Annotated in this window: 14 protein-coding genes; 3 read left to right on the top strand and 11 right to left on the bottom strand. The window is 42.4% G+C overall.

Annotated features, from left to right (window positions below; genetic code table 11):
* Window positions 1-90: 90 nt before the first annotated feature.
* The 3 genes from MAF46_RS04715 to MAF46_RS04705 are packed head-to-tail and all read right to left on the bottom strand — an operon-like array spanning window position 91 to window position 2,447.
* Window positions 91-1,263, bottom strand: a complete 1,173-nt coding sequence (locus MAF46_RS04715; RefSeq protein ID WP_060785829.1) for a sensor histidine kinase — start codon at window positions 1,261-1,263, stop codon at window positions 91-93.
* A 34-nt stretch (window positions 1,264-1,297) separates the two neighbouring features.
* Window positions 1,298-1,951, bottom strand: coding sequence for a response regulator transcription factor (locus MAF46_RS04710; protein ID WP_060785830.1), 654 nt, complete (start codon window positions 1,949-1,951; stop codon window positions 1,298-1,300).
* A gap of 34 nt (window positions 1,952-1,985) precedes the next feature.
* Entirely contained in the window at window positions 1,986-2,447 is a 462-nt protein-coding gene (locus tag MAF46_RS04705) for a hypothetical protein (protein ID WP_004131591.1), read from the bottom strand.
* Between the two features lie 375 nt (window positions 2,448-2,822).
* On the opposite strand from MAF46_RS04705, the gene MAF46_RS04700 reads away from it, so the two are divergent.
* The gene (locus MAF46_RS04700; RefSeq protein WP_018631986.1) at window positions 2,823-3,092 is read left to right on the top strand and encodes a type II toxin-antitoxin system RelB/DinJ family antitoxin; all 270 of its coding nucleotides are present in this window, start codon (window positions 2,823-2,825) and stop codon (window positions 3,090-3,092) included.
* Entirely contained in the window at window positions 3,085-3,360 is a 276-nt protein-coding gene (locus MAF46_RS04695) for a type II toxin-antitoxin system RelE/ParE family toxin (protein ID WP_012913985.1), read from the top strand. The genes MAF46_RS04700 and MAF46_RS04695 overlap by 8 nt, the downstream gene beginning before the upstream one ends.
* Window positions 3,361-3,543: 183 nt before the next feature.
* On the opposite strand, the gene nrdF is transcribed toward MAF46_RS04695, so the two are convergent.
* The 4 genes from nrdF to MAF46_RS04675 all read right to left on the bottom strand — a co-directional run bounded on the left by nrdF (window position 3,544) and on the right by MAF46_RS04675 (window position 7,835).
* Window positions 3,544-4,623 carry a class 1b ribonucleoside-diphosphate reductase subunit beta gene (nrdF, locus tag MAF46_RS04690; RefSeq protein WP_004131599.1) on the bottom strand — a complete coding sequence of 360 codons (1,080 nt, stop codon included), beginning with the start codon at window positions 4,621-4,623 and terminating at the stop codon, window positions 3,544-3,546.
* An 82-nt stretch (window positions 4,624-4,705) separates the two neighbouring features.
* Window positions 4,706-6,931 carry a class 1b ribonucleoside-diphosphate reductase subunit alpha gene (gene nrdE / locus MAF46_RS04685; RefSeq protein WP_081090826.1) on the bottom strand — a complete coding sequence of 742 codons (2,226 nt, stop codon included), beginning with the start codon at window positions 6,929-6,931 and terminating at the stop codon, window positions 4,706-4,708.
* Window positions 6,932-7,018: 87 nt separating this feature from the next.
* Entirely contained in the window at window positions 7,019-7,513 is a 495-nt protein-coding gene (gene nrdI / locus MAF46_RS04680) for a class Ib ribonucleoside-diphosphate reductase assembly flavoprotein NrdI (protein ID WP_060785831.1), read from the bottom strand.
* A 70-nt stretch (window positions 7,514-7,583) separates the two neighbouring features.
* Window positions 7,584-7,835: a glutaredoxin family protein gene (locus MAF46_RS04675; protein WP_016635882.1), complete on the bottom strand. Its 252-nt coding sequence runs from the start codon at window positions 7,833-7,835 to the stop codon at window positions 7,584-7,586.
* 426 nt (window positions 7,836-8,261) lie between these two features.
* On the opposite strand from MAF46_RS04675, the gene gndA reads away from it, so the two are divergent.
* Window positions 8,262-9,722 carry an NADP-dependent phosphogluconate dehydrogenase gene (gene gndA / locus MAF46_RS04670; protein ID WP_060785832.1) on the top strand — a complete coding sequence of 487 codons (1,461 nt, stop codon included), beginning with the start codon at window positions 8,262-8,264 and terminating at the stop codon, window positions 9,720-9,722.
* A gap of 100 nt (window positions 9,723-9,822) precedes the next feature.
* On the opposite strand, the gene pgl is transcribed toward gndA, so the two are convergent.
* From pgl to MAF46_RS04650, 4 genes are read right to left on the bottom strand one after another with little or no spacing between them, the layout of a single operon-like run.
* The gene (gene pgl / locus MAF46_RS04665) at window positions 9,823-10,644 is read right to left on the bottom strand and encodes a 6-phosphogluconolactonase (RefSeq protein ID WP_060785833.1); all 822 of its coding nucleotides are present in this window, start codon (window positions 10,642-10,644) and stop codon (window positions 9,823-9,825) included.
* A gap of 42 nt (window positions 10,645-10,686) precedes the next feature.
* Window positions 10,687-11,691: a glucose-6-phosphate dehydrogenase assembly protein OpcA gene (locus MAF46_RS04660; protein WP_018640556.1), complete on the bottom strand. Its 1,005-nt coding sequence runs from the start codon at window positions 11,689-11,691 to the stop codon at window positions 10,687-10,689.
* Window positions 11,688-13,268, bottom strand: coding sequence for a glucose-6-phosphate dehydrogenase (gene zwf, locus MAF46_RS04655; RefSeq protein WP_032840385.1), 1,581 nt, complete (start codon window positions 13,266-13,268; stop codon window positions 11,688-11,690). Before zwf ends, MAF46_RS04660 begins: the two co-directional genes overlap by 4 nt.
* 56 nt (window positions 13,269-13,324) lie before the next feature.
* Window positions 13,325-15,607, bottom strand: coding sequence for an acyltransferase family protein (locus tag MAF46_RS04650; RefSeq protein WP_004133542.1), 2,283 nt, complete (start codon window positions 15,605-15,607; stop codon window positions 13,325-13,327).
* Window positions 15,608-16,204 lie beyond the last annotated feature (597 nt).

The raw sequence follows: 16,204 nt of genomic DNA, 5'->3' as shown, positions 1-16,204 counted from the left end.
TTAACCGCCTACTTGCATCTGCCATGCAGCAGACACGTCCAAATACTCGATTAACGCGCAAGAAAGCACAATAAGTATCTTGCACAATGGCTATTTCTCTACATGAAGCGGAACGTGTACATTAATAATCCACGAATCGCCATCTTCAATAACTTTAAAAGTTCCACCAACGCGTTCCGCAAGCATCTTATGAAAACGCAGTCCATATCCTAATTGCAAGTTAGCAAGAATACCGCGTTGCGCACTATTTATACACGTAATATGACATTCATGGTCATTAAGCATTACATTCATGGCGTATTCTTTAGGCTTTGCAGCGTGCTTTTTTACGTTCGCAAGCAGTTCTCGGCAAATATACTCAATTTGAGCACATTCTTCAAAAGGCAAATGCGTTGATTTCGAATCTTCAGCAGCTAAATCACTATTCAAGTCAATGGAACCAATATAGCCAAGCTTCTCAAATGACTTTTGCTCACCATCAAATAAAACGCGTAATCCTGTACAAAAATCTTCATAACATGTAGTCGATTGCATAACATCGCCAGTGCTTGCAGTTGTAGCATTGTCAAGAAGAGAAATGATATTACGTGCTCTATGAACAGTTGTAGTAGCACGTTGAAGAATCTCTCGCGAATTTTCATGCTCTTGGTCATGAGTCGTTTGAGGTTCAATAGATTGTTGAGCCATCATCATAATGCTGGAAAGTTCATTAGTTACTTCATCGTGCATGCGAATTGCGGCAATAGTGGCATATTTTTGAAAAACGTTGTAACGCTGTGCAAATAACTGTTCCTGCTGTTGGTGAATAGTAGAAATATAGTATTTTACGATTGCGCTAGAAATAAGAACGATAAGAAGCCACCACGCTAACATATGAGCGTTTTGAAAATCGCAGATAATAAAGAACCATGAAGATACTCCGCAAGAAGAAAGCACAGTGTACCAAGGCTGAGTGATTACAGCAATTGCCAAACAGATCAATATGGTCAGCATCATAGATGAGTAGTTGATATTTGGCGCAATAATTACCAACGGCATCCAAATGAGCACAATAAAAGATGCTTTACGAGGCCATATTGCAATGCACAAGCATATTACAATCCATACTATTTCAACTGTAATTGCATGCCAATTAGAATAGTAATGAAGATTATTATAAGAACAAATTTCAAGAATCAAAGTACAACTTATGATTACACCAATTCCAATTTTCTGCCAGGCATCATGCGGCAAAAAATTGATCATACGCGTTAATAATTTCATAACTACCTACTTTTACACGTTAATTTCTTACACGTTATATGTCATGCGAATACTTTGCGAGCGCAGCAAGCGCCTGCATTCGACTTCGGACTTGAAGTTTTCCATAAATACGCCGTAAATGCGTGTTTACTGTTGAAACTTTCACATTAAGCTGATCTGCAATCTCTTTCGTAGAATACCCCTGTTTGCACAAGCGCATAATTTCCGATTCTTGAGGAGACAAAACTGAAGTCTTCGGAAGTTGAGAAATCATATTGAATGATTCTTGCGGAGTGTGAAAATAGTCAATATATTGTGGCAATTCTGGACAACCGTAGCTTGTTGCGTGCGATTGGATGGCTGCAACTACGTCTGCTAAATTATCTTTATGCACTAGCGCTTGACCACCCGATTTAGCAACTTGCAATACGTATTCATCTAGCATGTAGGAAGTAATGCCAATTAAAACAATATTGCTATTGCGCTCGCGAATTGCTTTAATTACATCAACACCACTCATTTCTCTCATTGACATATCTACTAAAAGTACGTCAGGAGTATTTTCTGTAACGCAACGATGAATAGCCTGTTTTGCAGAAGAGCACATCCATGCACAAACAAAGTTTTCAGGCAAACGACTTTTCAGAAGAAGTTGCATATATCGCAATACAAGCGTGTCATTATCAACAATTGCGTAAGTAGTGTTCATACAATATATTGTATCTTGTTTTGGAATCCACTTATCAAGAGATGTGCGATTGTATTGTTTTTCTCAAATTATCAAGATTGTACACATTAAAGTGCCATACGCTAGCACTTTCCGTTGGCACACTCCATTCTTCGGTTTTACCATTCGCAGTAAAACGAATTATTTGAGTTGTTGGCTTATTTATAACTTCAAAATTAGTGAGTTGATTCCACGCAATACGACGAAGATACTTATCGTCTAATTTAGCTAGATTACCCGAGCCTAAAATTACATTCGGATTAACAACAATAAACTCATTATTAGTGGCAGCAATAATACGCGCAGCAACGCCTTGCTCTACATAGAATAATTTAGGTAACAAAAATAGTTTGATTAAATCTTTCCACCAAGGGTCGTATTTCATTGTAAATACATACGTCTTATCAACTGAAAGATTGTGATCTTTAAAGTACTTGACGATATCTTCTTCTCGTATACCGCGCAAAGGATTAGTCATAATAAGCACCTCCTTGTGATTCTTGTTTTGTAAATTACCAACATACTAACGTGCAGATTTTATCTACACAAATAGGCGTACCTATTTTTAACGATAGTGCTTTTAGAAAACTTTTACTATTAGCAGTTTGCATGTTCTCAACAATCAACATTTAAGAATATTTACATTTTGAAGCTATTTTTAAATATAGCGTACTTATGGAGTTGTCGTGGCAGTTTTTGCAATTTTTGTAATTTCTGCCACGATAACTTGTGATTTAGTAATAATTGTGTGTACAATGGTGCTACTTTGGTATTACGTTGGGTGCTGTAGGTCTGTTATAATAAAGCAAAACATGAATAACAAATTTATGATTTTGAGCTTAAAGGAAACGATATGACTTCTACAAAAACAGCGAGAACAGGCAGATTAAGTGTAAGAGTTAACCCAGAAATACGAGATAGCGCATCGCAAGTTCTTGAACATTATGGTCTTGATATGAGTTCAGCAGTCAACCTATTTTTGTATCAGATTGTAAATACGCAACGTTTCCCATTTTCACTTGAAAGTTCTCCATGCGAGCACGCTATTGATGAAGCTATGAAAGAAAAACCAATAGCTGCAGGCACTGTAGACGATTTTGCTGAGCTGATGCGCAATGCCTAAACCGCCATTTTATAGTCCAATCTATCTGCGAGATGTTAAGAAATATAAGCAGAAGCATTACGATATTGAGCAAGTAATCAATATTGTAAGACTTATTTGCAATGGTGCAGATTCTCGCGAGCTTGCAACTTATAGAGATCATATTCTTAAAGGCTCATATAAAGGCGTGCATGAATTACATGTGTCTGCAGATGTTCTACTGTTGTATCAAGTTAAAGAAGATTGCATTATATTTCTACGCTTAGGATCTCACGACGACTTATTCTAGCTAGCAAAAATTGCAAAATTAGCAAAAACTGCCACGATAACGCCATAAGTACGCGGATATTTAAGAATAGTTCCAAAATGGAAATATTCTTAAATAATTAAATAAAAAAGAGGTTGCTTATGAAAAGTACATAAGCAACCTGATTAATTAACTAATTAACGAAGCAATGAAACAACTAAGTGACTAGAAGTCCCAATCATCGTCGTCGGTTTCAACAGACTTGCCCATAATATAGCTGGAACCAGAGCCAGAGAAGAAGTCGTGATTTTCGTCGGCTGCAGGAGAAAGAGCTGCGAGAATTTCTGGGCTTACGTGAGTTTCTTCTTCGCTGTACTTAGCAGGGTAGCCAAGATTCATCAAAGCCTTGTTAGCGTTATAACGCACGAAGTCAAAAACGTCATCGTGGAAGTCAAATCCTTCATAAATCTGACCAGAATACTCAACTTCCAAATCGTACAAAGTGTCGAGCAAGTTCATAGTGAACTTTTCAAGATTCTTCTTATCGTTCTCGCTTCTAAGCTCCAAGCCGCGCTGGAACTTGTAGCCAGAATAGTAGCCGTGAATTGCCTTATCGCGCAAAATCAAGCGAATCATGTCGGCAGTGTTCATCATCTTACCGCGAGAAGCAAAGTAAAGTGGAAGGTAGAATCCCGCGTAAAGAAGTAGCGAAGAAAGCATAGTCGCTGCTATCTTGCGCTTAAGCGGATCTTCGCTCTCGTACTCACAAAGCACGGTGGTAACGCGCTGCTGCAAAACGTCGTTGCCAACAGCCCAACGATAAGCTTCGTCAATCTCTTCGCTAGAGCAAAGAGTAGAGAAAATAGAGGAGTAGGAGCGCGCGTGAATTGACTGCATAAAAGCAATATTCGTGTAAATAGCCTGCTCGTGCTCCGTGCGAGCGTGCTCAATCTGGCAAAGCTCGCCAATAGTTGCCTGGCTGGTATCAAGCAAAGTCAAGCCCGTAAAAACGCGAGTAGTGGTCTTGCGCTCAAGATCGGTGAGGGAACGCCAAGAAGGAATATCATTGCTCAGCGGAACTTTTTCTGGAAGCCAGAAGTTAGCAATAAGACGATTCCAAACGTCCAAATCCTTGTCGTCAATAATATTGTTCCAATTAACTGGGCGCACGCGCGAACCGTGATGATAGCGATACTGAGCTGGTGTGATAGAAGCTGCCATCATAGCGTCATCTGCGATTACGCGATTTGTGCCGAAAGGCTTATCGAGGCTACTTCTAAGCTCGGTTGGGCTGAGTTCTGTCATAATTACTCCTGATTCTGTGTTTACGTTTTATAAAATTTTTAAGTTTTTGATTTAATTTGCGAAAGATTTTCAGCGTTACGACTTACAGCGTGCAGCTTACGCAACCTTCGATTTCCGTACCTTCCAAAGCCTTCTGGCGAATACGAATGTAGTAAAGAGTCTTAATTCCCTTACGCCACGCGTAAATCTGAGCTTTGTTCAAATCGCGAGTAGTCGTAGTGTCTGGGAAGAACAAAGTAAGCGACAATCCCTGATCCACATGCTGCGTTGCTTCAGCGTAAGTATCAATAATTGCCTTCCATCCAATCTCGTATGCATCCTTAAAGTACTGCATATTGTCATTCGTCATGTATGCAGCAGGATAGTAGACGCGACCAACTTTGCCCTCTTTGCGAATCTCAATGCGAGAAGCAATCGGGTGAATCGAACTCGTGGAATGGTTTATGTACGAGATGGAACCAGTTGGAGGAACAGCTTGCAAATACTCGTTGTAAATGCCGTCGCGCAAAATCTCGTCGCGCAAAGCTTCCCAGTCCGAAACGGTTGGAATTGCAACGTTAAAACGAGCAAACAAATCGCGAACCTTTTGAGTTCTAGGCTCAAGAGAACGGCTGCCATCTGTATACTTATCGAAGTAGTTTCCTTGGCCTGCAGGCTTAGCGTAGGCGCTCGTCTTAAAGCTTGCAAAAGCAGTTCCGCGCTCTACAGCCAAAGCGTGAGAAGCCTTATAAGCGTGGTAGGCAACCGTCATAAAGTACATGTCTGTAAAGTCAAGAGCTTCCTCGCTTCCGTACTGCATATGCTCGCGAGCAAGGAAACCGTGCAAATTCATTTGACCCAAGCCAATAGCGTGGCCTTCCGCGTTTCCGCGACGAATCGAAGGCACAGAATCAATCGAAGTGTGCTCCGAGACAGAAGTGAGTGCGCGCACAGCCAAATCAACGCTTGCACCCAAATCGCCGTCCATTGCCTTAGCAATATTAAGAGAGCCAAGATTGCAAGAAATATCGCGGCCAACGTGACTATAAGACAAGTCGGCGTTATATGTACTTGCTTCTTGAGTTTGCAAAATCTCGGAGCACAAGTTGCTCATAGTAATGCGACCCTCAATAGGATTTGTGCGATTTACAGTATCTTCAAACAAAATGTAAGGGTAGCCGGATTCAAACTGAATCTCTGCAAGAGTCATAAAGAATTCGCGAGCGTCGATGTATTTCTTGTGAATGCGAGGATTTGCAACCATCTCATCGTAATGCTCGGTAACGGAGATGTCTGCAAAAGGCTTTCCGTACTCGCGCTCAACGTCGTAAGGGCTAAACAAAGCCATCTTTTCCTTACGCTTAGCGAGCTCAAAAGTAATATCTGGAATTACAACGCCCAAAGAAAGCGACTTAATACGAATCTTCTCGTCTGCGTTCTCTCGCTTAGTATCGAGGAAACGCATAATATCTGGGTGATGCGCGCTAATATACACAGCTCCAGCGCCTTGACGCGCGCCAAGCTGATTAGCGTAAGAGAATGAATCTTCCAAAAGCTTCATAACAGGCACAACGCCACTCGACTGATTCTCAATGCGCTTAATAGGAGCGCCAAGTTCGCGCAAATTCGTAAGCAGAAGAGCCACGCCGCCGCCGCGCTTAGAAAGTTGCAAAGCAGAATTAATTCCGCGCGCAATAGACTCCATGTTGTCTTCCAAACGCACAAGGAAGCAGCTCACAGCTTCGCCGCGCTGAGCTTTGCCAAGATTCAAGAACGTTGGGGTTGCTGGCTGGAAACGGCCTGCAAGCATCTCGTCCAAATAGTTAAGCGCTGCTTTTTCATCGCCGTCTGCGAGTTCCAAAGCGACTGCAGCTGCGCGCTGAGCGAAGTTTTCCAAATACTTCTTTCCGTCAAAAGTCTTCAAAGCGTAAGAAGTGTAGAACTTAAAAGCACCCAAGAATGTGCCGAAAGTGTGGTGAGCGGCCTCAGCGTGCTCATAGAACTTATCTAGAAACTCGTCGCTATATTTGTGGAAAACGTTGCCGTTGTAGTAGTAGTTGCTAATCAAATAGTTCAAGCGCTCGCGAGTGGAAGCAAACTTCATGCTGTGTTCTTGTACGTAACCCGAAACGTAAAGCTTTTCTGCTTCCTGATCTTTATCAAACTGAATGCCTTTTTCTGGGTCAAAAAGGCCGAGCATAGCGTTAAGAACATGGTAGTCGCGGCTGTTGCGAATGCGATCGGCAGTTGTGCTGCTAGCAGTGCTGGCATCGTCAGTGTGATCAAGATTAAGCGAAGTAGATTCGCTCATCGGATCCGTGCTATTCATGGGTTTTATTCCTTTCCTTGTGCGTTGTTTTTGCTTTTCAAACGCTGAATTGTTTTGTTGTTTTTGTTTGTTTATCTTTATTTATCTTTATTTATCTGCTTCTTTTAATTGCCTTAAAAATCTTGGTATTCCTTGCGCTACTTTTTCTATGTCTTCTTGAGTTCCCGTAAGTTCAAACGAGTACATATTTGGAATCGCGCATTTTCCTGCGATTTGACCGCCTGCAGCGCAATATGCGTCTCCAAAATTCGTGTTTCCAGAAGATATTACGCCGCGAATAAACGAACGATTTTCGCGATTGTTTAGGAATTTGCGCACTTGCATTGGTATTGCTTTCTTAATATTTCCGCCGCCGTAAGTTGGCACAATCAAAACGTATGGTTCGCGCACGTGCAATTCTGGTTCTTTTGGACGAAGCGGTATGCGATACACGTTCACATTGTTGCTTGGAAAATCGCAATTTTTTACGAATCGTAGTGTATTTTCGGAGACGGAAGAAAAATAGACTACAGCTCCGATTGATTCGCCTTGTGCGCGCGCTTCTGGCTCGCTTGGTTGTGACATATTTTCTTGATCACACATTTTTATGCTTCTTAATTGCTTTGATTATTTTGATTGCTTTGCATATTTTGATTGTTGATTTTTGACTGCTTTAATCGTTTTGATTGTTGTCTTCTAATTGACTTGCGATTTGTGCAATCAAATCTGGACGATATCCGCTCCAAGATGAGTTTGGAGTAATCACCACTGGCGCTTGGCGATATCCTGCAGCGCGCAACTGGTCTAAAGTAGAAGGGCTTTGAGTTAAGTCTACTGTTTCAAAATTCACGCCTAGCTTAGTGAATTGACGCTTTGTGGCATCGCACTGTGGGCAATGTGGCTTGGTGAAAACTGTAATAGTCACGGTTCGTCTCCCTTCGTTATGTGGTGTTTAAGTTTTTGCTTTATGATTATTTAATTTCGTGCTTTTTGGCACGATTTAACAGTCTACTACCACTTAACACTATTTGTAGTGGCGTGTTGTATAGATAATCCCTATATCTAGTGTCTCCAAATTTGAGCCAGCACGCGTGTCTATAAGATTTAAGCGGTATTTATGCTTTCTAAATAGCGATGAATAAAAGTAAAAATGTAATCTTTATCACAAAATTGCCACTATTGCGATAGTGCAAAATTTACGTGTGAGCGCAACAAAAACGCTTGTGCATATAAAACGATAAACTTAAAAAAGTGTGTTTTGATTGGTTAAGTGTTAAAGATAAAACAATCATAAAATAATAAAACGGTTATAAATATTACTGTTATAAATATTAAAAGATAGAGGTGCAAAATGGCGGAAACTCAAGCTAGAGCAAATATTGGTGTTGTTGGCTTGGCAGCTATGGGATCGAATTTGGCGCGAAATCTTGCGCATCACGGCAATACAGTTGCTGTTTATAATCGTCATTATTCGCGCACAGAAACGTTGATGAATCAGTACGGCAGCGAAGGCGATTTTGTGCCTGCAAAAACCGTTGAAGAGTTTGTGGCTTCGCTTAAGCGTCCGCGCACAGCAATTATTATGGTAAAAGCTGGTGCCCCTACAGACGCTGTTATTGAAGAGCTTGCAAATGCTATGGAGCCAGGAGATATTATCGTTGACGGCGGAAACTCCTACTTTGAAGACACGATTCGCCGAGAGAAAAACATTCGCGCGCGCGGTCTTCACTACGTTGGTTGTGGTGTTTCTGGCGGAGAAGAAGGTGCTTTGCGCGGCCCTTCGATGATGCCTGGTGGAACGGAGGAATCTTGGAAGACGCTCGGCCCTATCTTAAAGTCGATTGCGGCTGTTGCAGAAGGCGAGCCTTGCGTAACGCATATTGGCACCGATGGTGCTGGTCACTTTGTAAAAATGGTTCACAACGGCATTGAGTACTCCGATATGCAACTTATTGCCGAAAGCTACGATTTAATGCTTCGCGGTTTGGGCATGAAGTCCGAAGACATTGCAGATGTGTTTAGCGAGTGGAACAAGGGCGAGCTTGATTCTTATTTGATTGAGATTACTGCGGATGTGCTTCGCCAGAAAGACGCTAAGACTGGTAAGCCTTTGGTTGAGATGATGGTGGATCACGCTGGAATGAAGGGCACGGGTACTTGGACTGTGCAATCTGCGCTTTCGCTTGGAATCCCTGTAACGGGTATTGCAGAAGCTGTGTTCGCTCGCGGACTTTCAAGCCAAGTTGCTTTGCGTGAAGCTGCAGAAAACCAGGGATTGACTGGCCCAGATATGCATTTTGATTTGAACGATTCTGAGCGTAAGGCATTTATTGAGGATATTCGCCAAGCTTTGTACGCTTCTAAGATTGTTTCTTATGCGCAAGGCTTTGACGAGATTGCTGCTGCTGCAATTGAGCATGATTGGAAGATTGACCAGGCTGCTGTTGCTCGCATTTGGCGCGGCGGATGCATTATTCGTGCTCAGTTCTTGAACCGCGTTTCCGAGGCTTTTGAATCTGGGCAGGCAAGTGTTTCCTTGCTTTTTGCGCCGTACTTTAAGGATGCTATTGAAAAGTCGCAAGCTGCTTGGCGACGTGTTATTGCGCGTGCAGTTGAGCATGGCGTGCCTGTTCCAGCATTCTCTAGCTTGCTTGCATACTACGATGCCTTGCGTTCTAAGCGTTTGCCAGCATCACTCATTCAAGCTCAGCGCGATTTCTTCGGCGCGCACACATACGGGCGCATTGACGAGCCAGGCGTATTCCACACTTTGTGGGCAGAGCCTAATCGCCCAGAAGTAAAGCAAGATTAAAACTAATAATATTTAGGACCAACAGGCCTTTGCGTTATTATGCATAGGCCTGTATTTTATTGTTCTAAATATTATGCACGATGTTAGAAGGCTATGCAGATTATTGGATTGCAGCGCGCAAAGTTTCGGCGGTAGTTAGCCATGCGATTTCTTCTGTGCCGTTGGCAAAAGACGCAGGATAGTCTGGGTTATTGCTTCCAGAAAGCGCGTTCATTAAAGCTTTTCCTTTTTGCTCGCCAGCAGTTAAGAACCAAGTGCGGCGGCTATGAGCCAGAACGGGTGCGCTAAGCGTTAATCGCATTGGCGGCTGCTTAGGGGAGTGATTCACACCTAAAACTATGCGATCGCGATTGTGAATTTGCGGCAATCCTGGGAAAAGAGAAGCCATATGTGCGTCTGGCCCCATGCCAAGAATCGCCAAATCAAAGTGAGGCTCTGGCCCAAGTAATCCTATAATCTCTTCTTCGTAATCGCGTGCTGCCGCATCTAAAATAGCGTCATTTTCAGCATCGCTAGCATTTGCCACTTCTTGCGCATTGCGCTCATCTGCAGGCATTTCGTGAATATGAGACTCCTGCAAAACTTTGTGATCGCTAAGCATGCTAAGAAGTAGCTCGCGAGCCTTGCGCGCATTACGATCGCTGCTGTTATAAGCTACAAAACGCTCATCTGCCCACCAAATATGCACATTAGACCAGTTGATTGCTGGAAGTAACGGATTGCTAGCTAACATTTGAAACATGCGAATCGAATCTGTTCCACCTGTTAGCAAAAGATGGAATGGCTTATTAAGATTTTCAACATTGTTCTGCCATTGCATAATCAAAGTTACAAATTTTTGTGCAGCAACAGCAGCTAAAATATCTTGATTGTCGTAGCCGTACACTGTTGCGTTATGCGCAAATCTAAAATCTTCAGCCATAATGAATCCTTTTATTACTTTTACTTGTTGTATTAGAGTTCGTTATCTTGCAAGTTCGTTACTCTGCATTGTGCAACAATTTGCGTGAATAAGCTGCGCATAAATCTCGTCTGGGTCAATTCTGCGTAATTCTTCACTTAAACAGTCTTGTAAAGAACGAATCGGCATAGAAATAGGCTGAGAAGCTTGCCCAGGGAGACTTATTATTGCTTGGCTGCTGCCGGAAGGTCGCACAAGCGAAAGCTCGCCATCTTGCCGCTTAAGACTTACTTCCGTAATTGCATTCGCGCTTGAATCTTCAACAATTTCTACAGGAACATTAAGTGAGATTTTTAGCCATTGCGCAAGCAAATGCAGTGGAACGTAATGCTTAGGGCCGCTAACTTTAACGCTAAGAATCGGCAAGTGAGGCGGTTGATCAAGCATAGAAGCCAGCATTGCACGCCAAGACGTAATGCGAGTCCAAGAAAGATCAACGTCTTTAGAAGACCAGTTTTTTCGCAGATTTTGTACAGTTTCAAGAGTGTTGCTGGCGCGTTGAGCGTCTGTGATTCTGCTGCTTGCCATAGCTCCAAGCAAGTCTTTAGCAGGATTTTCGGGAGCATTTGTAGGCCACCATGCAACAATAGGCGCGTCTGGAACAAGAAGCGGAATAACAAGCGTATCTGGGTGGCGAACAAGGTCATTATGTGGGTAGAGAATAATGATTTCGCCTGCTCCAGCATCTGCGCCAAATCGCACTTGAGCGTCTAAGTTCGGCGTTTCTTCTTCTTGATTTTCTTGATTGCCTTGATTTTGATTGCCTTGATTTTGATTATGCAAACTTGCATTAGCGCTTTGCCAATCGCGAACAATCGCAATAACTCTGCAAGGATGCTCGCGGCTAGCTGCATTTGCTGCGCCCAGTGCGTTTTCAAGCTCTTTAAGAGTGGTGTCAATAAGAAGAGTGAGCACGCGGCCAGTGGCGGATTCGCCTCGTTCTTCGTGAAGCTCGTCGATTTTTGCGGAGATTTTAGACGTGTTTGTGTTAGGAAGATTAATAATCATGGCAGCCTCCAATGGCGATTATCGCGCGCAAGCATTTGATCTGCCTCTTCAGGCCCCCACGTTCCAGCGCGGTATGGTTGCGGACGCGTGTTAAGCGAAGCCCAAAAATCTTCAATCGGATCCAAAATTTTCCAACTTAAATCAACTTCTTGCGTTGTTGGGAAAAGTGGCGGCTCGCCAAGCAAAACGTCTAAAATAAGGCGCTCGTAGGCTTCTGGAGAGTTTTCTGTAAAAGACCTTCCATAGCTAAAGTCCATAGAAACATCGCGAACTTCCATAGACGTTCCGCCTGGCACTTTTGCGCCAAATCGCATTGTTACGCCTTCGTCTGGTTGCACACGAATCACAATCGCATTGCTACCAAGTTCGCGAACAGCAGTAGTCTCAAAAGGCAAGTGTGGAGCGCGCTTAAAAATCACAGCAATCTCTGTAACGCGCTTACCTAAGCGCTTGCCAGTTCGCAAGTAGAATGGCACTCCAGCCCATCGGCGAGTGTCTACGTCTAATCGCACAGCAGCATACGTTTCTGTAGTGCTATCTGGGCTAATTCCTTGCTCTTGCAAATATCCAATAGCCTTATATGACCCCTGCCAGCCTTCTGCGTATTGGCCTCTTGCAGTGTTTGCGCACAAATCTTTAGGCAGGCGTATAGCAGACAAGACTTTAGTTTTTTCTGCTGTTAAATCGCTAGCACTAAAGCTTACAGGCTCTTCCATAGCGGTGAGTGCCATTAGTTGAAGCAAGTGGTTTTGAATAACATCTCGCGCAGCGCCAATGCCGTCATAATATCCAGCTCTGCCACCTATGCCAATGTCTTCTGCCATAGTGATTTGCACGTGGTCAACATAATTAGCGTTCCAAATTGGCTCATACATTGCGTTTGCAAAGCGCAAAGCAAGCAGATTTTGCACAGTTTCTTTGCCTAAATAGTGGTCTATGCGGAACACGGAATTAGGGTCAAAAACCTCGGAAACTACGCGATCCAGCTCTTGTGCGCTTGCTAAATCGTGGCCAAATGGTTTTTCGATTATCACTCGTCGCCATGCGTTTTCGGAGGAGTGTGAAAGCCCCGATGCAGCCAATTGCTGCGCTACAACAGGGAAGCTGGATGGCGGAACCGACATGTAGAACGCGTGATTTCCGCGAGTTCCGCGATCTCTGTCTAGTTCGCTTACGGTTTTGCTTAATCGCTCGAAAGCGCTTGCGTCGTCGAATGTTCCGCGAACAAAACGTATGCCTTTTGCAAGATTAATCCAAGTGGATTCGCAAAATGGCGTACGGCAATGCTGTTGAATATTTTCTCGCACAAAGTTTACAAAATGCTCATCTGTCCAGTCGCGTCTGGCGAATCCCGTAAGTCCAAATCCAGGAGGCAAAAGTCCTCGATTTGCCAAATCGTATACGGCTGGCATTAGCTTTTTTCTAGCTAAATCGCCCGTGATTCCAAATATAACAAGGCTGCACGGTCCTGCGATTTTAGCTAGTCGCAAGTCGCGCGGGTCTCGCAGAGGATTCTTCCAATCTGCAATCGAATCGCCCTTATTGCTTTGGGAAAATGGGGTTATTAACTCACTCATATATACCATCGTAATATTTTGACGTGATTTGGGCGGTTTGTTTTGCTAGTCGCAAGTCATCCGCCGCACACTGCTAGTCGTATCATTCGTGCGTATTGTGGTCCGCCAATAGGCGTTAAGTGTATTCCGTCGTCAGTTAGAAACTCGCTATGACCTGCACTCGTGCCATTCCAGTCAATAATTCCAACGTTTTTACGCTTTGATGCAAATGCGCGCAATTTTGCGTTCGTCTCGTCTTGCCAAGGTTGCGGCACGCGAGTTGTTACAAAGTACACGGGCTTTCCGCCAGTAATATTCACCATGTTTTGTAAAACTGACTCGTCTCTAGGCGGCCCGTTGGTTCCAAGTTCGTAGATTACAACACTTCCAGGGTGTTTTTCTGCTATGTCTTTTTGGTAGTCTTCGGCACCGTGGAAAATCTGCCTGCTAACTTTTCCGTCAATCCAAGCGTTTGGTAGAGCTTTTATAAGGTACGGTTTTGCGCCTTCGGTTACTGAGTCTCCAACCATTGTTATGTCTGCCGTGCAAACGTCTTGTTTTGAGTCAATTTTCCAAGGTTTTGTGTTTATGTTTGCTGGCACTTTTTCTGCGATTGGGTTTAGAACTCTATGCGCGCTTGGCTTTGTTGGAAGCATTTGTTTTGTTATATTTTGGCGCTTTCCGCCCACTTTTCTTTTTTGATTTTGATTTGATTTGTTGTTTGACTTTGTGTTTGTCTTGTTGTTTGAGTTATTGTTTGACTTTGAGCTTTGGCCTGACTCTGGCTTTTGCTTGCCATTTTGCGAATGAGTTTTATTGTTTTGTTCTTGACTCGTTAGTTCTGGTCTTAATTGTATTGCTCGCGCCTGCGCAATGCTGTTCCAGTTTAATGGCGCAGCAATTAGTACTATGCACGCTATTGCGCACACAGTAGTTGCAACTCTTCGTAGAACAAATGGAAGTCGAATGTTTTTGCTTTTAACGCTTAAAGTATCGCTAGAAAGATCAAGGTTTTTATTTTCATCTATAGAATCATCTATAGGATTATCTTTTGAATCATCCATCGAATTATCTTTTGCATTCTCTGATTTTGTGTTAACACTAAAAGTCATATATTTACTTGCAAATGGCATTTCAAAAATTCTGTAAAATACTTCACCTGCAGCAACAACAATCACGCATTGCAAAATCTGCTCAAATAGCGTTATATGCGTTGTTCTAGTTGCAGGATTTAAGACTTCGAGTATAGGAAAATGAACAAGATAAATCGCAAAAGATCTCTTGCCTAAGTAGCTTAACACGCTAGTGCCAAGTATCTTTGCGCAAATGTTGTTTTTTAGCATGCAAGCGTGCATTAAAATTGCGCAAACTATTGCAAAAAGTGCATAACCGCCGTACACAATCCACGTTTTTAGTCCGTCTTGTTTAATAAAGCAGAATAAAATAAATGCTAGTGCAGCAAATCCTACAATGGATTCTAAAATTGGCTGTCTGCCTTTGTTTTTGCCATTTTGCGAATCGTTTTCTTGGTTTTCAATTTGTTCTTTTTCGCTTTTGCTTCCAACAATGTAGCGGCACGCGTCTGAGATGATTTTTATAGCAGATTTTCCACTAAACCACGTGCAATACATTGCTAGAATCGCGCCGATTAAGAATTCACATGCGCGTGTATCTAAAGCGTAGTACACGCGTGCAATGGTTTGCCCTTCTCCATAAAGAATTGTTATTGCAATGTTTGTAAGCGCAGACACAATCGCAAGCGTTGCTGTAACAAGCATTCGCACGAACTTTGATTTAACTATTTTAAGAATTGCGCATAGAATAATAGGCCAGCAAATAAACATTTGCATAATAAGGCCTAAGTACCACAAATGCTTAATAGGAGAAGGCAGCCCCGATTGCTCAAAATACGAGACTTTTCGCAAAACATACGCCATGTTGCTGCTAAATGTTGCTCCGCTTAGAGCATCTGATTGCAACTTTGTTAAAAGGCTTGGCGAAAACAGCCACATAAGTGGTGCGCTTAGTGCAATAATGCCCAGCGTAGAAGGCCATATTCGTTTTATGCGTTTAAGCAAGTACTTAAAGTAGGCAATAAGTTTTGATTTTTTCTTCTGGCTTTCTTGGTTGCCATCTAAATGCGAATTTTTATTGTTATTCTCGCTGAACATTTTTAGCAAAGATACGGTGCTAAAGTATCCTGCCATAACAAGAAACATTGTTACGCCTAAAAAGCCGCCGTTGAATACAATTGGACGCAAGTGGAACGCTACAATTCCAATAATTGCGATCGCGCGCATGCCGTCTATTGCAGCGTTGCGTTTGTTTGCAGCGTTTGTTGCGTTGTTCAATTCTGTCATCTTGCCTACAACTTAATACGTGTTTGTTGTGTTTGTTGTGTTTTTGTATTCAGTTTTGTATTCAGTTTTACAAGTGTTTATGTTCGATTTTTCCCATTAGTATCGCGCCAAAACGTAGTCATATTATCTATGTATTAAGACACTAAAGACGCCTATAGCGTGTCTTAGGTTTTCCTTGATTTTTAGCATATTTTTGCGTAATTAACGAGAGTTTTTTTAATGTGAGCTAAAATATTTTTCAAATGTTTTACTGTTTTTATTAATATTTTTTATTAATATTTTTCATATTTTTCTTTGTGTTTTTCTCATTGGTTAGTCGCCATTTTTCTGTGTTTATCTAAATCGCGCATTATTGCGCTTTGCTTCGATTTGCTTGTGCATATATCGTAAAGCGTATTGCGCACTATTTTTCACATGTCGCAAATATATTACACAAATATGTCTCGCATATATTCCGCATATAGTCTGTATATCTAACTGGTTCTGAATTGCTATCGTGCGCGTAGTGTTTTATATACTCTTTGCTGCGCGCTAAAGTTAGATTGAACAGTCTAAGTTAGATGTACAAACGTTAGATTGATAAACAAATGCTTAAAC

It is taken from the genome of Gardnerella pickettii, from assembly GCF_029226345.1.
In the GTDB taxonomy this organism is placed as follows: Bacteria; Actinomycetota; Actinomycetes; order Actinomycetales; family Bifidobacteriaceae; genus Bifidobacterium; species Bifidobacterium piotii.
This window is presented reverse-complemented; position numbering and strand designations above follow the sequence as displayed.